We start from the raw sequence: 22,942 nt of genomic DNA, 5'->3' as shown, positions 1-22,942 counted from the left end.
CGGGCCGGCCGCGCACGACGCTAGGGACCGTCCTTGTGGTTTCTTTGTGAGTCCGCCGGACCGGCTCCCGGACCTGCCGCGGGATCGGCCGTCGGGGCGTCGCCCCGGGAGATCCAGTCGCGCCGCGCGGGCAGCGCCGGGAGGGCCGCGCCGTCCGCGGCGGCCAGCGGCAGCCGCACCTCGATCCGGGCGCCCGGTCCGTCCTCCGGGGTCCCGATGGTGATCGCGGCGCCGTGCAGCGCCACCTGCTGGGCGACCAGGGTCAGCCCGAGGCCCGACCCGGGGCTGCCGGGCCGGTGGTGGAAGCGCCGGAAGACGCTGTCGTGGTCCTCCGGCGGGATGCCGGGGCCCTCGTCGTCCACGGTGAGCACGGCGTACGGGCCCTGCGCGCGCAGCCGTACGCGCACCACCGGCGCCTCGTCCGGCCGGTGACCGTGGACCACCGCGTTGCCCAGCAGGTTGGCCAGCAGGATCATCAGCCCGGCGTCCCAGCCGAAGACCCGCAGCTCCGCGGGGAGATCGGTGCTCGTGCGGGCCCCGGGATGGCGCCGGGCGACCTCGGCGACCGCCGTGTCCACCAGTTCGGCGAGGTCCAGTGGGCCGAAGGCCGAGGCCTCCACCAGATCGCCCCGGGCGAGCAGCTGGAGGGCGGTGAGCAGTTCGAGCAGCCGGGCGTGGTCGTCCTGCAGGTCCTTGACGACCTCGGCCCGCTCGGCGGGGGAGAGGTCGGGGTGCGCGGCGAGCACGTCCAGGTCGGTCCGCATGCTCATCAGCGGGGTGCGCAGTTCGTGCGAGGCGGCCGAGGAGAACGACCGGGCGGTGTCCAGCGCCTGCGCCGTGCGCGCCGCCTGTTCCTCGTAGCGGGCGAGCAACTGGCCGATGGCCATGGACAGTTCGTCCACCTCGGCGATGTTGACCGGAGCGGTGGCGAAGGCGGCGACGCCGGCCCCCGGGTCCAGTGCCGCGGCGCGCCGGCTCAGCCGCCGCACGGAGGCGGTCGCGCGCCCGGCGAGGGCGCGGGCGAGCAGGCCGGAGACGGGGGCCGAGAGCAGGGCGACCAGCAGGACCCGCCCGCGCACCGCGGTCAGCTGCGGGTCGGCGGCCGAGGCGGGGGTGAACAGCCACAACGTCCCCGGCGCCGGACCGGCCACCTGGACGGTCAGCACCCGCCAGGCGTGGCCCTTGGCCCGTACGGTGACGGGCCCGTCCGTACCCGGCTCGGGCAGTCGGGCCGGGTCGGCGGGCTGCGGGCCGCCCTCCAGGACGTCGGCGCCGTCCGCCGAGCGCACCCGGATCCCGGCGTCGAGGACGGCGTCCAGGACCTTGCGGTGCTGGTTCTGCTCCACCTTGGGGCGCCCGCGCAGGTCGGCCGCGAGCAGGGTCCGTACGTCGGGCAGCGCGGCGGCGGCCAGGTCCTGGAGCCGGGTGTCCTGCTGGCGGTGCAGGTCCCGGCTGACCAGCCCCAGCACCAGCAGGCCGGCGCCGAGCACCAGCAACGGCACGACCACGGTCACCGAGAGCGCGATCCGGGTGGCCAGCTTCACGGAGCGTCCTCCCCGGGCACGCGCAGGACGAAGCCGACGCCGCGGACCGTGTGGATCAGGCGCGGGCGCCCGCCCTCTTCCAACTTGCGGCGCAGATAGCTGACGAAGGTGTCGACGGCGTCCGTGCGCACCTCGAAGTCGTAGCCCCAGACGCGGTCCAGCAGCTGGTCCCGGGTGAGGACGATCCGCGCGTTGCGGACCAGCTGCACCAGCAGCTCGAACTCCCGGCGGGTGAGGTGGAGTTCGACGCCGTCGTGGTGCACCTGTCGGGTCGCCTGGTCGATCACCAGCGGGCCCTCGCGCAGCACCTCCGAAAGGGTCTGCTGCGGTCGCCGCCGCAGGATGGCGCGCAGCCGCAGCACCAGCTCCTCCAGCGCGAAGGGTTTGACCAGGTAGTCGTCGGCGCCGGCCTGGAGACCGGCGACCCGGTCCGCCAGCTCGTCGAGGGCCGAGAGCATCAGGACGGGCGTCGCGTCCCCCCGCTCCCGCAGCCGGCGGCAGACCTCCGTGCCGGTCAGGCCGGGCATGCACACGTCCAGCACCAGGACGTCCGGGGACCGCTCGGCGAACAGGTCGAGGGCGGCGATCCCGTCCTCGGCGAGCAGCACGGTGAAGCCGCTCAGGCGCAGCCCCCGCTCCAGGGAACGGCGGATGGCGGCGTCGTCGTCCGCGACGAGCACCACGCCCGAGGTCCCGCCCGCGCCGCCCCGCTGCCCGCTCACCCTGTCCTCCTCACCGGCCCCCGTCCGGGACCGGGCCCGACCCTCTCACGGACGCGCGGGCGTCCGGCACCCGGGGCGGGAACCGTCCGGCGCACGTGCCGGTGCACCGCCGCCCCGGGGGGCGACGGTGCACCGGCACGTGCGGGACGGTTACGGCTGGAGGGTGATCGAGTTGATCGGGGTCAGGTCCTTGACCATGTAGGTCCCGGCCTGGAGGTAGCCCTGACAGCCGTTCCCGTTGTAACCGGTGCAGGTGCGCATCGTGGCGCCGCCGGTCTGGTTGTTGAAGACGTAGTGGTTCCCGTTCTGGTTGGACAGGTTGTGGGCCCCGTAGGCGTAGTACACGTTGCTGGGGTGGCCGCCGTTCCAGCCCGCGTCCTGCGGGTAGATGCAGACGGCGCCGGACGGGCAACCCTGGGTGTCGGTGGTCGAGGCCATCGCGGCCGGGGCGGCGACCGATGCGGCCAGCCCCAGCGCCAGCGTGCCGGAGGCGACCAGGAAGCCGAACTTGGTGCGTGCGTTCACAGCGAACTCCTCTGAAAGATGAGCTGAGTGGTCGAGCGAGCGGTGGCGCGAAGGGCCGGTCAGCGGCAGGTCGGGACGCCGTCGAGCCAGGCCGGTCCCTGGATGTAGATGTTGGTGAGCCAGGCGTTGTAGTCCGGCAGGTACGACCAGGCGTCGTTGTGGTAGCCCTCGGCGTCCACCCACTGGGCGTGCTTCTGGCAGCTGACGCGGATCCGGGTGGGCCCGGGGAACTTGACGGCCCGCGGACTCGTCGTGGACGGCTCGGTGTGCGTCCACACGTCCGTGCCCCAGGTGGAGAAGTTGGTGTCCTGGCCGGGCGTGGCGGCGATCCGCACCGCCCCGTTGTAGTCCCCGCCGGTGTTCAGGTCGCTGACCATCACGCGGGTGCCGGACTGCTTGGCCTGGACCATCTTTCCGGCGCCGAGGTAGAGGGCGATGTGGTGGATGCCGTTGTCGCCGCCCCAGGCGAGCAGGTCACCGGGGAGCAGCGCCCCGGTCCCCTGCGACGCGGGGATGCGCACGGAGACCCGCGGCGAGTAGTACTGGCTGTTGGCGTTGCCCGCCAGCGGGTCCTGTCCGGTCGCCTGGGCGTAGGCGTACCGCACCAGGCCCGAGCAGTCGAAGCCGATCCGCTCCGGATCGTGTTCGCTGGCCGGGTCGGTGGGGTCGACCTGACCGTAGGTGGCGCCCGGCTGCGGCCCGTGGCCGCCGCCCCAGGTGTACCAGACGCCGATCTGTGTGCAGGCCGCCCGGACCGCCGCCTCCGCCGCGGCCGAGGCCCCGGTCGCGAGGACCCCGCAGGCGGCTTCGGCCTGCGTGGGGCGGGCCGACACCGCCGACGGAGCGGCGGGCGTCGCCGCGGCGGGCTGAGCGAGCGCCCCGGCGGCGCAGACCGCCAGGATCCCCGCGACGACCGCGGACCGTTTCGCTCTGGAAAGGATGCTGCGCATGGTGCCGTTCCCCCGTTTCGTGGTGCTGCCGCGAGCGCCGGGACCGACATGCGGTCACCGGCTGCGGTGCTCCGAAGACTGGTCCGCGGCCGGTGTCCGCGTCGAGGAGCCACGCGTCGCCCGTACGAGTGGGAAACGGGAAACCCCAGGGAAACGGCCCCCGTCGGCGCCCGCGGGGGTCGAAGGGGACCACAGGGACCGAGGTGGCCCGCGGTCGCCCTACCGCCGGGCCGGGCAGACCCGTTGGTACGGCTCGTCCGGCAGGATCCGGGCCCACCGCGCGCTCCCGGTGTCACCCACCAGCCGGCACAACTCGGTCCTGCGCCGCGTGACGTCCGTGTTCCACAGCCGGACGGTCCCGTCGTTGCTGCTGCTCGCCAGCGTGCCCGGGAGCACCGGGTCGAAGACGACTCCCCAGACGGGGCCGGTGTGTCCGCTCAGCGTGGCGAGCTGACGGTCGCCGACGGGGTCCCACAGCTTCACGGTCTGATCGCTGCCGCTGCTCGCCAGGACCGCGCCGTCCGGGCTGAACGCCACCGCCCGCACCGAGCCGTTGTGGCCCGCGAGGGTGCCGGCGGCCGCCCGCCGCCCGATGTCCCACAGCCGCACCAGCCCGTCGTTGCCCCCGCTGGCCAGGGTCCGCCCGTCCGGTGCGAAGGCGATCCCGCGCACCGATCCGGTGTGTCCGCGCAGCACGGCGCGCTGCGGGTGCCCGGGTTCCGTCGCGTCCCACAGGCGCACCGTCAGGTCGTCACTGCCGGTGGCGAGGGTCCGGCCGTCCGGGCTGAAGGCGACGGCGTTGACGAAGTCCTGGTGGCCTTCGAGCACGGCGTCGCGCTGCCGGGACGCCACGTTCCACAGCGCGACCGTGCGGTCGGCGCTCGCCGACGCGAGTTCCCGGCCGTCGGGGGCGAAGGCGAGGGCGAACACGGAACCGACGTGGCCGGTGAGCTTCGCGTACGGCTCGCCCGTCGCCGCCTGCCACACCCTGACCGTCCGATCGGCCCCCGCGGAGGCGATGAGCCGTCCGTCGGGGGAGAAGACGACGGCGAAGACGGAACCGTCGTGTCCGGCCAGGGTGTTGAGCAGCCGACGCCGGGCGGTGTCCCAGATCCGCACGGTGCCGTCCGCCTCGGCGGCGGCCAGCAGCCGCCCGTCGGGGGAGAAGGCCGACTGCCACGACTCGGTGAACGGCCGCGCGGCCAGCGCGGTCCGGCCGGGGTCCCACAGGACCACGGACTGGTCGAACCCGCCGGTGGCCAACTCCTGCCCGGGTCCGGCGGCGACGGCCTGCACGTAGTCGGTGTGGCCGGACAGGGTGGTGACCGTCTTGCGGGTGACCGGGTCCCACAGCTTCACCGTGCCGTCGCCGCTCCCGCTGATGACCGTGTCACCGCTGCGGGTGAAGGCGACGCTGTTGACGTCGTCGCCGTGCCCGGTGAGGACGGCGCGCACCGTGCCCGCCGGCAGGTCCCACAGGCGTACGGTCCGGTCGGCGCCGCCGGAGGCGAGCGTGCGCCCGTCCGGGCTGAAGGCGACCCCGAGGACCTGGTCGGTGTGGTCGGCGAGGACCGCCGCCTGCCGCTCCCCGGCCACGTTCCACAGGCGTACGGTGCGGTCGGCGCCGGCCGAGGCGACCGTGGCGCCGTCGGGGCTGAAGGCCACGCCCATGACCGTGTCCTCGTGCCCGGTCAGCACGGCCCGGAACGTGCCCTCGGGCAGGTTCCACAGCCGGACGGTGCGGTCGAGGCCGCCGCTGGCCAGCGTCCGGCCGTCCGGAGCGAAGGCCACCGAGCGCACGGAGCCGCGGTGCCCCGTCAGCGTCGCGGTGATCCGGTGCGCGGTCGTGTCCCAGAGCCGCACCGTCCCGTCCGCGCTCGCCGTCGCCAGCCGCAGACCGTCGGGGCTGAAGGCGACCGAGGTCACCGGGCCCGTGTGGCCCCGCAGCGTGGCCACCGGGGTGCGCGCGGCGACGTCCCACAAGCGGACGGTGGTGTCCGAGCTGGCCGAGGCGATGAGCCTCCCGTCCGGGCTGAAGGCGACGGAGTTGACCGGCCCTTCGTGCCCGGGGAGCCGGCCGGCGAAGTACTGCGCCTGCGTGCTCAGCAGCGCGCCGCGCGCCTGCGGGGTCGGCGCGGTGCCGTACGCGCCGGCCGCGAGCAGCATCGACGCCTCGGGCTGCCCCGCCGCGAGCAGCCCGGCCCGCACCGCCATCGCCTGGGACTGCGCGGTGCGCCGCTGGTCCACCGCCTGCGACCGCTGCTGGAGGGCCAGGGCTCCGGCGGTCAGGGCGACGGCGAGCAGCCCGGCCAGCGTGACCACCATGGCCCGGCGGACCCGGCTCTGGCGCAGCACGGCCCGCTCGCGCCGGTCCTCCTCCGCCTCGCACGCGTCGACGAACTCCTGCTCCTCGGGCCCGAGCCCGGAGCGGTCGGCGGCCCGGTCCAGCCACTCCCGTACGCCCGCCAGCCGGGTCCCCCGGTACAGCAGGCTCGGATCGCGCCCGCCGGCCGCCCACTCGGCCCCCGCCTCGGAGAGCTGCTGGCGCATCCGCAGCGAGGCCCGGTCCCGCTCGGTCCACTCGCGCAGCCGCGGCCAGGCGTGCAGCAGCGCCTCGTGGGTGATCTCCACGGTCGCGCCGCCCGCCGTCACGAGCCGGGCCTCGATGAAGGCGTCGAGGGCCCGGCCCCCGGCCGCGGGCTCGGGCAACTGGCGCAGCAGCCGGCCGCGCTCCACCGGTCGGCGGGTCTGCGCCGAGCCCTCGGCGATGTGGACGAGCCGGACCAGGAGTTCGCGCGTCATCCGCCGCTCGGCCGGGTCGAGCAGACCGAAGACGGACTCCGCGGTGCGGGCCACCGCTCCGTGGATGCCGCCCGTCATCTCGTACCCCGCGACCGTCAGGGTCGTACCGGCGCGCTGCTGCCAGGTGATGAGCAGCGTGTGGGCCAGCAGCGGCAGCGATCCGGCGTCGGCCGCGGAGCCGTCCCCGAGGTCGCGCAGCAGCAGTTCGACGAGGCCGCCCTCCAGGCTGAGCCCGGCCCGGGCGGCCGGTCCGGTGATCGCCTCGCGCAGCTGCGCGCCGGACATCGGACCGAGGGCGAACAGCCCGTGGGTGAAGACCTCGACGAGCTCCGGGTGGTCGAGGCAGTGACCGCAGAAGTCCGCGCGGATCCCGATCACCACGGCGGTCGTGGCGGCGCCGGTGTCCACCGCGCCGCCCGCGCCCGGCCCACGCACCGGACCCGACCCCCGGGCCCGGCCGGTCCCGCCGGTCGGGTCGACCGGCGCGCGGGCCTCCCCGGCGGCCGCGGCGAGCGCGTGCAGCACCCGGACGAAGGAGCGGCGCTCCCGGTCGTCCTCGCAGAGCGTGAAGACCTCCTCGAACTGGTCGACGACGAGCACCAGTCCGCCCCGGCCGCGCGCGGCCACCGCCGCCTCCAGCAGCACCTCCGGCCGCCCGGCCAACTCCTCGGGGGTGATCCCCGCGGCCGCCGCACCCAGCACCTCGGCCGCGCAGCGCAGCAGTTCCTTCAGCGGGTGCGCACCCGGCGTGCACAGCACCACCGGCCAGTCACCCGCTCCCGTCACCGGCAGCACCCCGCGCCGCAGCGCGGGCAGCAGGCCCGCCCGCAGCAGCGAGGACTTCCCCGCCCCCGAGGGAGCCACCACGGCCAGCGCCCCCTGCCCGATCCGCTCGGCCAGCCGGGCCGCCAGCTCCGCCGTGTCCCCGTCCCGGCCGAAGAACCACTGGGCGTCCTGGGGCCCGTACGCCGCGAGCCCCCGGTAGGGGCAGACCGCGGCCGATCCCGGCGGGAGCCCGCCCTCGGCCGCGCGGACTTCGTCCGGGCGCGCGGCGGCGCCCGCCGCCGGACGCTGGGCCGGGACCAGCCGGGCCAGCTCGCCGCCGGCGTCGAGCGCCTCGTCGCAGCGGCGGGCGAGGTCGGGGGTCGGCGGCTTGCCGCCGTTCTCGATCTTGCTCAGGTACCCCTTGCTGTAGTGGACGGAGCGGGCAAGAGCCGAGAGCGACATCTTGCGCAGCTGGCGCATGCGCCGCAGCTCCGCCGGGAATCCACCGGTCGTCCCATCATCGGTCGGCACGGGGCGTACTTTCCCGCAGGGGAGGGACGTACGCATAACGGAGAGGAGTTCCTCCGCTTGACCCCTCCCCGGCCGCCCGGCAGGCGGCTGTCAGCTGTACGCGTTGAACGGGATGGGGGGCTTGGCGGCATTGAGCGCGTCGCCGAAGCGGCCATCGGTGATCTTGATGGTGGCCGCGCCGAAGTCCGCGTTCATCAGTTTGTCCCGCAGGCCGGCCGGATAGCCGTTCCAGCCCACGAGGCGGGGGTAGAACCAGCCACCGGTGTGGTTCTCGGGCGGCTCGTCATTGCCGTTGGCCAGCCGGAAGAAGTGGGTCGAGGCGCCGTCCTTGTGGTAGACGGCCTTGGGGTGCGTCCCGTCGAAGCGGACGGCGGAGCGGGGGTACCACTTCCAGCCGCTGTGCTGCGAAGTCGACACGTACTGGACCTGGTTGTCCTTGATCCAGACCACCACGTGCTCGAAGTCGTGCCGGTGCCCGATGGCCGCCGGACCGAGAGTGGCCTGGTCCTTCTCGAAGTAGCTCGCGTACATGACCGCGCACCAGCCGTTGTCGCACTTCTCGCGCGCGTACGTGTTCGAGTTCTGCAGCTGCGCGGCGTCCCGGCAGCGCCCGTTCACGTCCCCGCCGAGCTTCAGTCCGGGGTTGAGCCGCCCGTCGCCGCCGATGGCCGCGGTGGCGTAACAGCCGTCCCGGTCGTAGTCGTAGGCCGGGGAGAACGTCTGTTCCAGCCCGTCCGCGTTCTGCGGCAGCGAGGGCAGTACGTCGGCGGAGGCGAGCGCCGGCAGCGTCAGCACGAGCGCCGCCGCGCCCAGTGAAGCGGTGGTCACGAACCGTCGTATCCCGCTCCGGCGCCCGGGCGTCGTCGCGGAAGGGGGCAGTGTGCGCACATCAACTCCTCGACCTGTGTGGGGGTGCTGGCATTCTGCGGCCCCGCATCGCCGAACACGAGCCCCGGTCCCGGCAGTTCTCGCGATCCTCAATATCCGCGGTATGCCCGTCACGGAGCGTCCGTTCGGTGTTTACTTCCGTTGCGTCGACGCGGGCGACGCGACCAGCTGGGGGGCGGGGGCAATGGTGAGCGCAACGACGGAGCCGGGTCACGCGCAGGGGACCGAGGCGTTCCTGCGGCACATGATCTGGCGTTATCCACAACAGCGGCAGCCCGTCATGGCGCTGCTCGGTCCGCGCGGATCGGGCAAGTCCACCCTGTTGGCCAACCTGTCCCACGGCTGCGGCTCGACGGTGGTGCACGCCCACCTCGACTTCAATGAGAACCCGGTGGACCCGGTGTCCGCCGCCACCCTGGCGGCCTTCCAGATGATGCGCGGCTGGGACACCCTGCGCCGCAGCCCCGTCTTCCACCGCTTCGCCCTCGGGCTGCTCGCACTCAACGAGAACCTGGAGACCGACCGCACCCGGGCCACCGACCAGATCCGGGGGCTGATACAGGCCTACACGCGGGGCACCCGGCCGGGCCGCTTCGCCACCCGGGTCGAGGGCGCCGCGGTCACCACCATGGACGTCGTGGCCACCGGCGCGCTCAGCCCGCTGGTCTCCGGGACCGGCAGCCAAGTGGTCGCCGCCGTCCGGGACCAGGCCCGACCCGTCATCGGCTCCCTGCTCCAGAGCGCGGCCCGCTGGGGCCTGCGCGACGCCCTGCGCTGGCACGTCGGCATCCCGGAGGCGGAGGACGCGGGCTACGTCGACGCCCTGATCCGGCTCAGCTCCGCGTCCCGCTCGGCCGCCGTGGCCCCGCTCCTCTCGGCCTTCCTCGCCGACGCCCAGGAGCAGGCCGAACGCCACCCGGCCCTGCGGTCCACCTGCTCCTGCGAGGTGCCCGAGCACGAAGCGGCCCGCGGGCGCCACGACCACGCGTGGGTCCTCCTGGTGGACGGCGCGCAGACCGCCGCCGGACGCCGCTTCCTGGGCGCCCTCATCAACGCGCGCATCCGCAACCGGCAGACCGGACAGGGCGCTTCGGCCAAGCCCGACCCGCTGGTCGTGCTCGCTGCCTGCGACCAGTGGCAGCCCGAGTGGACCACCCGCTGGTGCGAGCCCTGGCGGACCACCCCGATCGCGGGCACCTCGCAGCGCCGCGTCCCCCTGCTCGCGCGCGCCGACCGCGCCCAGTGGGCCCGGGAGGACGACGCGGGCGCCGCCGCGGACCCGGACTCGGTGGCGTCCCACTGGTACCCGGTGTGGCTCGACCCGATGACCGAGGACCAGGTCGGGTACGTCACCGGCGCCCCGGGACCGCTCGCGCCGCCACTGGCCGCCTCCGTCGCCCACCGGCTCACCGGTGGCCACTGGGGAGCCGTCACCGCCGTGAAGGAACAGCGCGAGGGCGCGCTGCCGGACGGCGACGCCACCGCGGTCGAGAGATCCCTGCCCGCCGCCCTCGACCCGGGCGGCAGACCGCTGTGGTCGCGCGCCCTGGAGACCAGCCTGCCCGAGGGGCTCGCCGTGCCCGCCGCGCGCTGGACGCCGCCGCCCGCCGTCGTGCTGGCCGCGGCCTACCTCGCCGACGCGCGCACCGCCGACGACCCGTGGGTACCGGCCGAACTCGCCGACCTCCCGCACAGCTTGGAGCTGCTCCGCCGCAACCTGTGGGTCAGTACGCACGCCCACGCGCCCTCCCGCATCCGCGAGGTCGGCTGGGGCCCCGCGGACCGGCCCCCGGCCCTGCACCCGTGGCTGAGCCGCTGCGTCCTGACCGCGCTGTCCGCCGCGCCCGCCCAACCGCCGGCGGCCGGCCGTGCCCGGAGGCCGGGGGAGGCCGACGCGCCGCCCGTCGACCCCTGGGACGGGGTGTTCGTCCGCCAGGCCGAGGCGCTGGCGGCGATGTCGGCGGCCCGCGGCCGCACGCCGGAGGCCGTCGAGGAACAACGCCTCTTCTACGAGCTGTGCCTGGGCCGGTTCGCCCCGGTGGCCGACGCGCTGGCCGCCCGCTTCGACCGCGACCACCGGGCGTGGGTGCGGCTGCTCGACTACCTGGCGTCGGCGCCCTGCCGGTTCGTCCACGAACGGTCCGCCCCGCAGGTGTACGCGCTCCTGCTCGCCGGGATCGAGGGGCGGGGGAGCGGCGTGGTGACGGTGGCCACGGCCAAGCTGCTGGCCCTGCTCTGGCTCTACAACGACCCGCTCACCGAACACAGCCACGGCTGGGACGCCCAGATCGAAGAAGGCTTCGAACGGCTCTCGCACAATTCCCGCTTATTGGACGTCAGCGCACTCCAGCAAGCGGGCGCGCTCTTCGCCTGACCCCTCCGGGCCCGCCGAGGGGCGGGCCCGGGCGCACCGCTAGGAGTGGTTCATGACCGTAGGTGTCCACAATCCTCGACTCGGAGGGCTGCGCCGTCATCCGGTGCTGTCCCTGGCCGCCGCCCTCGTCGTCCTCGCCGGTGTGGTCTTCGGCGCCCGCTGGACCTACGACTACTTCAACCGGCCCGCCCTGAGCTGTGGGTCCGGGATGACCGCGGCCGGCTCACCGCCGGCCTGCGTCGGGGTGAACCTGGAGAGCGTGCCCTTCACCAAGGCCGAACCGGAGCGCATGCAGAAGCTGGAGGAGATGATCAAGACGTCCAACGCGGCCGTCAAGGGTCCGTCCAGCAGTGTGGTGTTGCTGCTCGACCTCTCGCCCGTCGCCGACGTGGACACCCTCACCTACGACTCCCTCTACCCCAACATCGAAGGCGCCGTCACCGCCGTCTGGCGGGCGAACAACACGGCCGCGTACGGCAGTACGCCCGGGGTGAAGCTCTACCTGGCCAACATGGGCAGCCAGTACGGCGCGTGGAAGGAGACGGTGGCCCGCATCGAGAAGCACGCCGAGGCCGAACACATCTCCGCCGTCGTCGGCCTCGGGCAGAGCACCGAGGAGACCCGGCAGGCCGCCGCGGCGATCTCCGCCAAGCTCCACATCCCCGTCATCGGCTCGACGGTGACCGGAAACTCGATGAACCTCGACCCCACCGACCCGGCGGGCAAGCGGCTGATCACGGACATGTTCCGGGTCTCGCCGACCAACACCGACTCGGTCATCGCCGCCAACCAGTACGTCGCCGGACTGCGCCCGGCCGTCAGCTCGCTCGCCGTGGTCGCCGACGGGGTCGTGGGCGACGACTACACGGCCACCCTCGCGGCCGAGGCGAAGGTCCGCCTCCAGGCGCCGAACCGCACCGTCACCGTGCTCCCGTACACCTCGCCCAAGAGCCTGCCCAGCGGCTCCGGCCGCAAGGCGTACCTGATCAACCAGTTCAACCTGATGCACGCGAACCTCTGCCAGGCCCAGCCGTCGATCGTCTACTTCGCCGGCCGCGGCCGCGACCTCGGCGCCTTCGTGGAGAACTGGGTCCAGGGCTCGCCCTGCGGGATCACCCAGCTGCACATCCTCGCCGGGGACGACGCCTCCGAGGCCATCCACGACGACGCGGTCCTCAAGGGGGTCGCCTCCGGCCGGGTCGCCGTGGCCTACACGGCGCTGGCCAGCCCGGACCAGTGGGGCACCGCGTGCCCCGGCTCGGACGCGAAGCACAACTACGACCAGTTCTGGGCGGCGTACACCGGACGGCCCGACCCGTGCACGAGCCAGCGCCTCACCACCCAGGGGGACGCGGCGGCCCTCGCCTTCGACCCGGCCGACCTCGCCAACGGCCAGGCGATGCTCACCCACGACGCCACGGTGGCCGCCATCAGCGCGGCCCGACAGGACAGTGCGGGGCTGAAGAACCCGGGCCTGGAGACCGGCATCCTGCACCAGTTCTACTGCGCGCAGATGCTGCCGGGCGCCAGCGGCTGGCTGTCCTTCGGCACCGACGGCAACCCCGTCGGCAAGCCGGCCCCCGTCGTGGAGATCCAGCCGGACGGGAAGACGAAGACGGTCTCGCTCACCTGGCCGAACTCCGCACCCAACCTGAGCCTGCCGCAGCGCGGCGGCACCGGCGCCCCGGGCTGCTGAGGCCCGTACCGTACCCGCACTCGTACCCGTCCCGTACCCGTACGCCCGCCCCGACCGCCCGCCCAGCCGAGCCGCCCGCCCGGCCACCCACAGGTCCTTCCGGAGCGGCCGAGCGGGGCCGAGCGTTCCGGATCTTGTGCGGCCTGATGTCTATCCCGGCCGGCCCCACGAGTGGGAGCCTGGGCCTGCCGCCGCTCGACCGAGCGAGGGCGCGCAGGGGTCCCTCCCCCCGACCCCGTGCGCGCCGACCTCGTGCGCGGCCCTCACCGACCTTCCACGCAGGGAGTCGCGACACATGCAGACCCGCTCGACCGACCATCCGCGCAAGCGAGGAGTCTGGGGGACAACCCTCGTCCTGGTCGCGGTCACGGCCCTCCTCGGGGGCGTCCCCGGCGCGGCCGGGGCGACGCCGCGCGCCGCCGCCCCGCCCGTTCCCACGCTGACCTGGGGGCCCTGCGCCGACCCGGGCGACGGCTTCGAGTGCGCGACCGCCCAGGTCCCGCTCGACTACCGCGAGCCCACCGGGCGCACCATCCCGATCGCGGTCACCCGGCACCTCGCCGCCGACCCGACCCACCGCACGGGCGTCCTGCTGCTGCACCCCGGCGGCCCCGGCAACTCCGGGGTGGACTTCGCGCGCGACAGCTACGACGCGCTGCCCGCCTCGCTCCGGGACGGCTTCGACGTCGTCGGCTACGACATGCGCGGGGTCAAGCGCAGCGGCCAGATCGAGTGCTGGAACGACCAGGAGTACGCGGCCGCCGTCGACGCCGCGCGCGGCGTGCCCGGCCCGGGTGCCCTGCAACTCGCCGTGCGACAGGGCCGCGAGGTCGGCGCCGCCTGCAAGGCGCGCTCCGGCGACCTGCTGCCGTTCATCGGCACCGCCTCGAACGCCAAGGACATCGACCTGCTCCGCCAGGCCCTCGGCGAGCAGACGCTCACCTTCTACGGCCGGTCCTTCGGCAGTTACGTCGGCACCGTCTACGCCGCCCAGTTCCCCCGGCGCGTGCGCGCCATGGTCCTGGACGGCTCCTACGACCCGCGGCACTACGCGGACGTCCCGTACGCTTACGACGCGGGCCAGTTCGTCGCCCTGGACGCCGCGGTCGGCCGGTTCCTCGACTGGTGTTCGCAGAACGCCGCGACCTGCGGGTTCGGTGACGGCAGGGCCCGGCAGGCCTTCGAACAGCTCAAGCGGGACCTCGACGCCGATCCGGTCGTCACCGCGAGCGGACGCCCGGCCACCGGCTACACCCTCGCCTACCGGATGATGTTCAACATCAACTCGGGCAAGGAGATCTGGCCCGCCCTGGGCGAGAGCCTGCGGGCGGCCCAGGAGCACCGGACCACCTGGCTGCTGAACCCGCCCTCACCCGGCTCCTTCGACTTCCTCAACGTCAACATGGCCGTCGAGTGCGCCGACCGCGTCTACCCGAGCAGCCAGCTGCTCCTGGGCGCGATGGTCGGCGCCGAGTCCGCCACGACGCCGCTGCTGGGAACCCCCATCGGCCTGGGGCCGCCCACCTACGACCACAACCACGCGCCCACCTGTGCCCAGTGGCCGGCGGAGCGCGCGAGCCGCTTCGAGGGCTCCTACCGGGCCGCGGGGTCCGCACCGATCCTGGTCCTCGGGAACACCGGGGACCCGGACACCCCGTACCAGGACGCCGTGGCCCTCGCCGGGACGCTGGAGAACGGACGACTGGTCACCTTCGCGGCCGAAGGACACACCGCCTACAACCGGAGCGCGTGCGTCAGCGCGCTCGTCAACGACTACCTCGCCACCCTGGCCCTGCCCGCGCGGGGCACGGTCTGCGCTGACGAGGCGCCGGCGGTCCCGCTGGCCCGCCGCAGCGCGAACGTCGGCGTCGACGAGACGCGCGACGTGATCCCCACCCTGCGCTGAACACCCCGAAGCAGCGGGGCCGCGGTCGACCGTCGGGTCGACCACGGCCCCGCTGCCGGGTCGCGGCGGTGCGGGCGGCCCCGTGGTGACGGTGGGGCAGGAGTGCGGGCGAGCCGGCCTCTTGAGAAGTATCGGTACTGGGTAGGGTGAACCGGACAACGGGTTCGGTGCGGTTCTGGGTGGGGTGGGGGACATGGGACGTCAGATGCGGGTGCCCGGTGGGATCCTGGCGGTAACGGTTCTGCTGGCCCTGGCCGGGTGCTCGCAGCCCGCGACCGACCGGGGCGCGGGCGACGGCAAGCCGTCGGCGTCGGCGTCCGGCGCCAAGTCCCCCTCGTCGTCCGCGTCCAAGAAGGGCGCCGGCGGCGATGACGGCAAGCCGGTCACCGGGGACGTCCTGCCGGGCATGGTCACCGTGCAGGTGGCCCGCACCCAGTTGGCCGCGCTCAAGGTCGGACCCGTCGGCTCGATGTCCGGATACTCCCGGGACAAGTTCACGCACTGGATCGACCAGGGCAACAAGTGCGACACGCGCGAGACCGTCATCAAGCGCGACGGCAAGGACGTCGCCCTGAACGCGGACTGCAAGGCCGCTTCCGGCACCTGGCGCAGCCTCTACGACGGGGTCACGCTCACCGACGCGGGCAAGCTGGACATCGACCACATGGTGCCCCTCGCCGCGGCGTGGCGCTCCGGCGCCGCCGCCTGGGACCCGCAGCGCCGCAAGGAGTTCGCCAACGACCTCGTCCGCCCGCAGCTGATCGCGGTGAGCGCGTCCTCCAACCGGTCCAAGGGGGACCAGACCCCGGACAGCTGGCAGCCCACCGACAAGAGCGCCTGGTGCCAGTACGGGCGGGCCTGGACCACCGTCAAGTCGACGTACGGACTGACGGTGACGGAAGCGGAGAAGCAGATGCTGACGACGATGCTGGACACCTGCGCCTCATGACCGACGACGGGGCGGGCGCCGCCGAGCAGTGGGTGGACGAGGTCGTCGCGGGACCCGGCGGAGCGATGACCGACGAGGTCGGGGTCATCACCGGGGACCTGACCCTGCGCACCACCGCCCGGCCGGGCGGGCCGGCTCTGGTGGAGATCCAGTACACCGGCGCGGAGGAGTGGTACCTGCTCACCTCCGGGCCGTACCGGCTCGAAGCCACTCCCCACGCCGTGCACCGCGCGGCCCTCGCCCTGGTCCGAGCCGGCTACCGGGCCCAGGAGCAGGCCGACGGCTGACCGCTGACCGGGTCGTCAGCGGTGGTCAGCGTTGGTCAGCGGTAGTCAGCGATAGTCGTCGGGGTGGCCCTGCATCCACGTGTTGACCTTGTCCCGGGTGCCGATCAGCAGGGTCTGGTGCTCCTTGAGGTTGTCGAAGGACCGGTCGCCGGCGAGTTCCCCGTCGAGCTTCGCGATCAGGGCGATCGGCTCGGGGAAGTGACCCGGCCCCTTCGGGTCCGTCTTCATGGCCCTGTCCATCGTGTGCAGTTCGTCGTACACCCGGCCCAGGAAATAGGCGCATCCGCTCGGCGTGCAGGAGTCGCCGAGGGTGGCCTGGAGTCCGGCGAAGGCATCGCGGACCTTCACGGGGGGCGCGGCCGCCGGATCGGCGGCCCCTGCCGACGGGGCCGGGGCACCGGCCGGCGGCGAGCCTCCGGTGGTGGGTTCGGCGGGGGCGCCCGTGGCGGGACTCGCGGCGGGGCTCGTGGCACCGGTGGCCGCCGCGCTGCCCGAGGTGGTCGGCGCGGCCGGCTCGGCCCGCTGGGGACCCGGACCGCAGGAAACGGTGAGCGCCGCCAGGGCCGTGACGACGATCGCCGCACCCCGCACTGTGGACGTGAACATGTTCTTCCCCCGTGTTCGTAGATCACCCGACCCTACAGAACCGCCCGGCCGGTGATCGGACCGGCCGGACTGCCCTGCGAACGGTGGGAGTTCGGACCGTAGGCTGGCGCCGTGACTGAGGCGAGCGGTGTGCTGATCGGGGGCCGGTACCGGCCCCTGGAGCTGGTCGGCCAGGGCGGCATGGGCCGCGTGTGGCGGGGGACGGACGAGGTGCTCGGCCGGGAGGTGGCCATCAAGGAGGTGACGCTCCCGCCCGGCACCACCGGCGATCAGCGGGAGGTCCTGCTCCGGCGGGTGGTGCGCGAGGCCCGCTCGGCGGCGCGGCTCAACCACCCCGGGATCATCACCGTCCACGACGTGGTCGAGCACGAGGGCGCGCCCGTGATCGTCATGGAGTACGTGAGCGGCACCTCCCTCGCCGCGGCCATCGCGCGCGACGGCGCACTGCCCGTCCAGCGGGTCGCGGAGATCGGCGCGGCGATGCTGAAGGCACTGGGCCGCGCCCACGCGTCGGGCGTCGTCCACCGGGACGTCAAACCGGACAACGTCCTGCTGACGGAGGACCGGGTGGTCCTCACCGATTTCGGCATCGCGCACACCGCGGACGCGACCACGGCGCTCACCCGCACCGGTGCGCTCATCGGCACCCCGGCCTACATGGCCCCCGAACAGCTGACGGGCGAGTCGCCCGCGCCCGCGACCGACCTGTGGGCGCTGGGGGCGACCCTCTACTGCGCCGTCGAGGGCGTACCCCCCTTCAGCGCGCCCAGCTTCACCGCGCTGTGCATCGCCGTCGCCACCGAGGAACCCCGGCCGACGCGGCGTGCGGGCACGCTCGGCCCGCTGCTGGTGGCGCTGCTGACGAAGGACCCGCGACACCGGATCGGCGCCGCGGAGGCACTGACCGCGCTGCAGGCGCTGGCGCGGGAGCGGCCGACCCCGGCCCCGGCGGTTCCCCCGCGCCACGACGGGACCCCGGTCCGCGACGCGACCCCGCACCGGGTCGGGCCCGTACCCGGACCTCCACCCGTGCCAGCACACGCCCCCGCCCCCGTCCCCCCGCGCCCCACCGTGCTCGAAGCCGCGCCCCCGGACCCCACCCGGCCCACCGCCCGGACCGTCCCACCGTCCCCGGCGACGGCGCGCCTGCTGCGCCTCGTCGGCTGCTACGCGCTGCTGTGGGTCACCGGCGTGGTCCTGCCCTGGAACGACCTGGGCGACGTGGTGCGCCGGGGGCACGGGACGGCGGCCCTCACCGTGACCCTCGTGCTCTGTCTGCCGCACGCCCTGCCCAGGCCGCGCTGGAGCCCCGCGGTCTGCTGGGCCGTCGTCATCGTCGCCGACATGGCGCTGTACTTCCTCACCCTGGAGCTGCTGCGGCGGCTGTTCGGCTGGTGGGACATCGGCTTCGCCACGCGCCCCCTGATGATGCTGGCCAACGTCCTGATCCTGGGCACGGGAGCCTGGCTGCTGTGGTGGAAAGTGCCCGGCAGTCGTCCCGCGTGAGCGGAGGGTGACGCCGGTCGGAGCGCCGTACCCCCGATGCGCCTATATTCTGGTCAATGTGATCGAGTCCGGACGGCCGCGGCTCCGTAGGCGCCCCGACCCGGGAAGCCTCGTGCGTCTGTCGCCGGTCGTCCTGACCGTCGTCATCGCCAGCCTGGCCTATGCCACGCCGCCGGAGATGGCCTTCAGTCGACTGCTGCCCGCGGCGCCGGCCCTCGCCGCCGCCATGTGGCCGGTCCTGCCGACCGTTCTGCTCGGGACGGTCTGCCTCATGCTGATGATCGGCCTCGGCTTCGTCTTCCCCGACCTGGGGACGTGGTGGACGGCCGCGGGGATCATCGCGGTGACCGTCGCCGCCGCGTACGGGAGCCACGCCCGGCTGCAGCGCGAGCGCACGCTCTTCCAGGTGCGGCTCGTCGCCGAGGCCGCGCAGCAGGTGGTGCTGAGCCCGCTGCCGCACCGCATCGGCGGCGTCGAGATCGAGTCGCTGTACCTCGCGGCCGCGGCGGAGGCGCGCATCGGCGGGGACTTCTACGAGGTGGTCGACACGAAGTACGGGGTCAGGCTGCTCATCGGCGACGTGCGGGGGAAGGGCCTGCCGGCAGTGGGGGCGGCCGCCGCGATCGTCAACGCCTTCCGGGAGGCGGCGTACGACGAGGAGGACCTGGTCGTCGTCGCCCGCAGGCTGGACGCCAGCAGCACCCGGTACAACGCGGCCTTTCCACCCGAGGGGGCCATGGAACGCTTCGCCACCGCGCTTCTCGCCGAGATCCCGCACGGGGGCGGGCGCGTCGACATCCTCAACTGCGGGCATCCTCCACCACTGCTCCTGAACGGCAGCAGGCTGCACGTCCTCGAAACGCCGACGCCGTCGCCGTTGCTGAGCCTCGCGGAGCTGATCGGCGACCACTACACCGTCGACAGCTTCGATTTCGCCCCCGACGACCTGCTGCTCCTGTACACCGACGGGATCGCGGAGGCGCGCGCCCGCGACGGCGAGTTCTTCCCGCTGGCGACGTGGATGCGGCGACAGCCCGGGACACCGCCCCGCGACCTCCTCGCCGCCCTCCACCGCGATCTCCTGCACTACAGCAGGGGGCGTCTCGACGACGACATCGCCGCCCTCGCCGTCCGCCTGCGCGGAACCTGAGGCGCCGGCCCGGGGCGCGAGCGGTACGACGCTTCGCGGTGGGTCAGCCGCCCTGGCCGGCGCTGCCGATCGGGCCGACCTTGACCGGGGAGCCACTGCCGTCCGTGACGGGCAGGGTGGCGGCGCCCGGCCAGGCGAGGCTGACCGACTTCGTCTCGTCCGGCGGGGTGACGACCAGGCCGGTGACGCGGACGCCGGAGCCGCCCGACGTGTTGAGCGGGTAGGTGACGCCGAAGGAGACCGCCGCGCCCTTCTTCAGGGTGGTCGGGCCGGGATGCTGGCCGGTGCGCTTCGCGGAGATCGACCCCGCGTTGGTCTTCAGATCGACGCCGGCGTACTCGGAGAGCGTGCAGTCCCGGCTGCCGCGGTTCTTGAACTGCACCGCGACCGTACCGTCGGTGTCGCCGCCGATGGTGCTGTCGATCGCGGTGATCTCCAGGTCGCCGGTGCGGCACTTGTCGGAGCCGGACGCGCCGCCCTTGTCGGAGCCGGTCCCGGCCGCCGTGCCCTTGCCGCCCGCGACCGTCGGGGAGCCCTTGCCCCCGACCTGGTCGGCCCCGCCCGTGGTCGACGGCGCGGACGGGGACGCGGTGGACGCGGACGACGGGCCGCCACCCGGTGCCGCGGCGTCGTCGCCGTTCTGGCACGCCGTCAGCGAGAGGCCGGCGGCGACGGCCAGGGCGGCGAAGGTGATCTTGTGGACGCGCATCGTTGTTTCCTCGGAATCGGTAGGCAGCCGGGGCGGCTCGGGCCCGAACGGGCCGGTGGGAACGGGCACTTCTGACCCAGAGGACCCGTCCGACCGCCGCTCCGTTCCGTCCGCCCCTGCCCTCATACCTTCCTGTTACACGCATGGTCGGACGACGCACGCCCGTGCGGCCGACACGGCAGCTCGCCCCAAGCCTCCCACCAGCGGATATGACGGTTCCCGCCATGCTCCGCGCGCGTTCTCGGCCACCCGGCCCCTGGGGCGGAACTGTGACGCAGTCGATCTTGACGGCGAGCGGCGCGGGCCCCGTCGTCAGCGGGCTCCGGCGCCCTCCGGGTCCGGGGCGGGCGGCGGGTTGTGGCAGGTGACGTCCTTGGCGGGCAGCCGACCCGTCGACAGGTACGCGTTGACAGGTGTGTTGGCGCAGGCCGTGGGGGTGGACAGGTACACGCCGTGCCCCACACCTCCCGACGCGAGCACCATCCGCGATCCCTTGAGCGCTTGGTGCATCCCCTGGCCGCTGCTGAGCGGGGTCATCGGATCCCACTCGTTCTGCACGGTCAGGACATCGAACCGGGTCTTCATGGGCGTGGCGGGCTCCAGCGGCCGCTGCCAGAAGGCGCACGGTTTGATGTTCGAGGCGAAATCCCCGTACAGCGGGTGCTTGATCTTGTCCTGCGCCGCCTCCCGCGCGTACTGGTCCGGATCGCGGGGCCAGTTGTCCGCGTCCCCGCACACCACGGCCCAGTGCGCGGCGGTGGCGTTGCTGGCGGGAGTGGCGTCCGGCGCCTCCGAGGCCCCGGCCGCGTCGACGCCCGGAGCGGCGGCCCGGCCGCCGCCGAGCGGTGACCGCGCGACGGACCCCTTCTTACCGGCGTCCTTCCCGCTCGTGCCCGGAGCGGTGCCGCTCGGAGCGGGGTTCACCGGCGGCTGGGGCGCCTTCTCGCCAGACGCCTTTATGCCCTTGATGACGACCGAGGCGGCGTGGGGATCGAAGTAGAGCGACGGGTCGGCCCTGATGTCGTCACCCGTCATCTTCTGGCCGTAGTGGTCGATCGGTTCCCGGTCGGCCCGGGCCACTAGGGCCCAGAAGGTGGCGGAGACCGCCTCGGGCGTGGCGCCGAGGCCGTAGGTGTCCGAGCGCTCGGCCGCCCACCGGGTCCACCGCTCGAAGGCGGGCTCGGCCCCGGTCCCCTGCACCTGGATCATGCCGCGCCAGACGCGTTGCGGGTCTATGCCGCTGTCCAGGACGAACCGGTCGGTGCGCTCCGGGAACATCTGCGCGTACACCGTGCCGAGGTACGTCCCGTACGAGTAGCCCAGGTACGAGACCGTCCGTTCCCCCAGTGCGGCGCGGATGACGTCCATGTCGCGCGCCGTGTTGCGGGTGGTGATGTACGGGATCACATCGCCCGACTTCTCACGGCACTTGTCGGCGATCCCGCGCGCCCAGGCCACGTCCGACGCGAAGGTCTCGGGCCGGTAGGCCCCGCCTTCGCCCGTCTCCGCCGCGCTCAGATCGCCACAGCTGATCGGGCTGCTCTCGCCGACGCCGCGCGGGTCGAAGCCGACGAGGTCGTACCGGTCGCGGACGTCCTTGGGCATATCGGCGTTCGCCCGGATCGGCCGGGAGAGGCCGGAAGTCCCTGGGCCGCCGGGATTGAGCAGCAGCACACCACGCCGCTTGGCCGGGTTCTCGCTCTTCATCCGGGATATGGCGACGTCGAGGGTGCGCCCTTCGGGACGCTGGTAGTCGAGCGGGACCTTGAGGGTCGCGCACTCGTACTCCGCCGGCCGATCGGGGCTGCAACGGTGCCACGCCGGCTTCTGGCGCAGGTACTCGGGAGTCTGGGCAGCGGATGCCGGGGACGCCACCAGTGCGGGCAGAGCGGTGGCCAGGAGCCCGGCGGTGGCGAGCAGGGGTGCGAGACGTTTCATGCGCGTGGTGCCGTTCCTTCGTCAGGTGAAATCGCGTGCACCTCCACTGTGTTGGATGAGCCGGAGAGACCGGATCCCTCCCAAGAGCCGATCTTCCGTCCCCCACGCGTACCACCCGGAATCAAGCCACATGACCGAGACCCACCCCTCAAGATCCCCACATCCGCCGCCACTTCCGGGACGGCCCGCCCCGCCCACGCGTAGTCCCATCCCCCTCAGGGAGGACGACGAACGACAACTAGCGGCATGGGTGCCACTCGTCGCAGTACTCGATGCGGATCTCGCGCGCATCGCCCAGGATGCCGTCGTTGGAGTGGAGGTCGGTGTAGAAGCGCGGGTAGTTGGGATGGAGGGGGACGTATCCGGGTCCGCTTCGGGCGACGTCGAAGAAGTGCCGGGCGGTCTCCCTGAACACCTTCGCGCTGCCGGTCATGAACAGGGTCTCGGCGTGGAGATGTTGGTGGAACAGATCCCGGTTCTCCTGGTAGTGCCGTGCCCCGTGGTCCATCACGGCATCGTCGGTGTGTCTCGGGCCGGGTAGCGTCACGGTCCGCGGACGCCCTGGGCCGAGCCGTCCCCGTATCTCCTTCCAGCGTGCGGGTGCGAACTGGAGCGAGTGGTGCAGCAGTACGAGATCGAGCTGTCGCGTGCAGTTCTCCGGCAGCGCTCGGGAGGGGCCGGGGTTCCCCCGCATGGGCAGGTGGACCAGCGAGCGAGGTGAAGAGGCGGCGAGCGTCCACAGCGCACCGATTCGCTGGGCGGCGTCCTGATCGAGGTAGGCGTCCAGGTGGCGGTCGTGGTCGATGAGCACGGCGCGCGCCAGGGGCCGGGCGGGTCGGATGACCTTGAACTCCGCTGATCCGAGGCGTACGTGGTGGATGGTCACGGGGAGCTTCATCGGTTCTCCGGGGCACGGCGGCGGACATCGGCGGCGTACGAGGTCCAGTCGCGCTCTGCCGCCTCCTGGCAGGGGGCGGCACCTGGTACGTGGACGCCGATCATCTCCGACGGGTGCCCGGCGACGCCACCGGGAATCGGCCGGGGGACGTCCGCGGGCCCCGCTCCCAACCTTGCCTCGGCCGGTCGCGACGAGG

The 22,942-nt window shown here is 73.6% G+C and carries 17 protein-coding genes; 7 read left to right on the top strand and 10 right to left on the bottom strand.

Annotated features, from left to right (window positions below):
- Positions 1-20 precede the first annotated feature (20 nt).
- The 6 genes from ACIQWR_RS10465 to ACIQWR_RS10440 all read right to left on the bottom strand — a co-directional run bounded on the left by ACIQWR_RS10465 (position 21) and on the right by ACIQWR_RS10440 (position 8,667).
- The gene (locus tag ACIQWR_RS10465; protein WP_404006564.1) at positions 21-1,544 is read right to left on the bottom strand and encodes a sensor histidine kinase; all 1,524 of its coding nucleotides are present in this window, start codon (positions 1,542-1,544) and stop codon (positions 21-23) included.
- The gene (locus tag ACIQWR_RS10460) at positions 1,541-2,266 is read right to left on the bottom strand and encodes a response regulator transcription factor (protein ID WP_404006562.1); all 726 of its coding nucleotides are present in this window, start codon (positions 2,264-2,266) and stop codon (positions 1,541-1,543) included. The genes ACIQWR_RS10465 and ACIQWR_RS10460 overlap by 4 nt, the downstream gene beginning before the upstream one ends.
- 150 nt (positions 2,267-2,416) lie before the next feature.
- A complete protein-coding gene (locus ACIQWR_RS10455; RefSeq protein WP_404006560.1) occupies positions 2,417-2,791 on the bottom strand; it encodes a hypothetical protein in 375 nt (124 codons plus the stop codon).
- A 59-nt stretch (positions 2,792-2,850) separates the two neighbouring features.
- Positions 2,851-3,741, bottom strand: a complete 891-nt coding sequence (locus ACIQWR_RS10450) for a C40 family peptidase (protein ID WP_404006558.1) — start codon at positions 3,739-3,741, stop codon at positions 2,851-2,853.
- 219 nt (positions 3,742-3,960) lie between these two features.
- Positions 3,961-7,839 (bottom strand): helix-turn-helix domain-containing protein, encoded by a 3,879-nt coding sequence (locus ACIQWR_RS10445; protein ID WP_404006556.1) that lies wholly within the window; start codon positions 7,837-7,839, stop codon positions 3,961-3,963.
- A 90-nt stretch (positions 7,840-7,929) separates the two neighbouring features.
- Positions 7,930-8,667 carry an NPP1 family protein gene (locus ACIQWR_RS10440; protein WP_404006554.1) on the bottom strand — a complete coding sequence of 246 codons (738 nt, stop codon included), beginning with the start codon at positions 8,665-8,667 and terminating at the stop codon, positions 7,930-7,932.
- Positions 8,668-8,914: 247 nt separating this feature from the next.
- On the opposite strand from ACIQWR_RS10440, the gene ACIQWR_RS10435 reads away from it, so the two are divergent.
- The 5 genes from ACIQWR_RS10435 to ACIQWR_RS10415 all read left to right on the top strand — a co-directional run bounded on the left by ACIQWR_RS10435 (position 8,915) and on the right by ACIQWR_RS10415 (position 15,939).
- On the top strand, positions 8,915-11,101 hold the full coding sequence (locus ACIQWR_RS10435) for a hypothetical protein (RefSeq protein ID WP_404006552.1): 2,187 nt from the start codon (positions 8,915-8,917) through the stop codon (positions 11,099-11,101).
- A gap of 52 nt (positions 11,102-11,153) precedes the next feature.
- Complete coding sequence (locus ACIQWR_RS10430; RefSeq protein ID WP_404006550.1) at positions 11,154-12,797, top strand: ABC transporter substrate-binding protein; 1,644 nt, start codon at positions 11,154-11,156, stop codon at positions 12,795-12,797.
- A gap of 295 nt (positions 12,798-13,092) precedes the next feature.
- Positions 13,093-14,703: an alpha/beta hydrolase gene (locus ACIQWR_RS10425; protein ID WP_404006548.1), complete on the top strand. Its 1,611-nt coding sequence runs from the start codon at positions 13,093-13,095 to the stop codon at positions 14,701-14,703.
- A gap of 193 nt (positions 14,704-14,896) precedes the next feature.
- Entirely contained in the window at positions 14,897-15,652 is a 756-nt protein-coding gene (locus tag ACIQWR_RS10420; protein ID WP_404006546.1) for a DUF1524 domain-containing protein, read from the top strand.
- Entirely contained in the window at positions 15,649-15,939 is a 291-nt protein-coding gene (locus ACIQWR_RS10415; protein ID WP_404006544.1) for a hypothetical protein, read from the top strand. The genes ACIQWR_RS10420 and ACIQWR_RS10415 overlap by 4 nt, the downstream gene beginning before the upstream one ends.
- Positions 15,940-15,984: 45 nt before the next feature.
- Here ACIQWR_RS10415 and ACIQWR_RS10410 read toward each other — a convergent pair whose 3' ends face one another.
- Positions 15,985-16,545, bottom strand: coding sequence for a hypothetical protein (locus ACIQWR_RS10410; protein WP_404006542.1), 561 nt, complete (start codon positions 16,543-16,545; stop codon positions 15,985-15,987).
- A 111-nt stretch (positions 16,546-16,656) separates the two neighbouring features.
- Here ACIQWR_RS10410 and ACIQWR_RS10405 point away from each other — a divergent pair, with 111 nt between their 5' ends.
- Positions 16,657-18,051 (top strand): serine/threonine-protein kinase, encoded by a 1,395-nt coding sequence (locus ACIQWR_RS10405; protein ID WP_404006540.1) that lies wholly within the window; start codon positions 16,657-16,659, stop codon positions 18,049-18,051.
- Between the two features lie 112 nt (positions 18,052-18,163).
- Positions 18,164-19,201 carry a PP2C family protein-serine/threonine phosphatase gene (locus tag ACIQWR_RS10400; protein WP_404006539.1) on the top strand — a complete coding sequence of 346 codons (1,038 nt, stop codon included), beginning with the start codon at positions 18,164-18,166 and terminating at the stop codon, positions 19,199-19,201.
- 43 nt (positions 19,202-19,244) lie between these two features.
- On the opposite strand, the gene ACIQWR_RS10395 is transcribed toward ACIQWR_RS10400, so the two are convergent.
- From ACIQWR_RS10395 to ACIQWR_RS10385, 3 genes are all read right to left on the bottom strand, one after another.
- Positions 19,245-19,910 carry a DUF4232 domain-containing protein gene (locus ACIQWR_RS10395; RefSeq protein WP_404006537.1) on the bottom strand — a complete coding sequence of 222 codons (666 nt, stop codon included), beginning with the start codon at positions 19,908-19,910 and terminating at the stop codon, positions 19,245-19,247.
- 312 nt (positions 19,911-20,222) lie between these two features.
- Positions 20,223-21,848: an alpha/beta hydrolase gene (locus ACIQWR_RS10390; protein ID WP_404006535.1), complete on the bottom strand. Its 1,626-nt coding sequence runs from the start codon at positions 21,846-21,848 to the stop codon at positions 20,223-20,225.
- 238 nt (positions 21,849-22,086) lie between these two features.
- Positions 22,087-22,746 carry a hypothetical protein gene (locus ACIQWR_RS10385; protein WP_404006534.1) on the bottom strand — a complete coding sequence of 220 codons (660 nt, stop codon included), beginning with the start codon at positions 22,744-22,746 and terminating at the stop codon, positions 22,087-22,089.
- Between the last annotated feature and the right edge of the window lie 196 nt (positions 22,747-22,942).

Source organism: Streptomyces sp. NPDC098789 (assembly GCF_044759975.1).
Taxonomy (GTDB): Bacteria; Actinomycetota; Actinomycetes; order Streptomycetales; family Streptomycetaceae; genus Streptomyces.
This window is presented reverse-complemented; position numbering and strand designations above follow the sequence as displayed.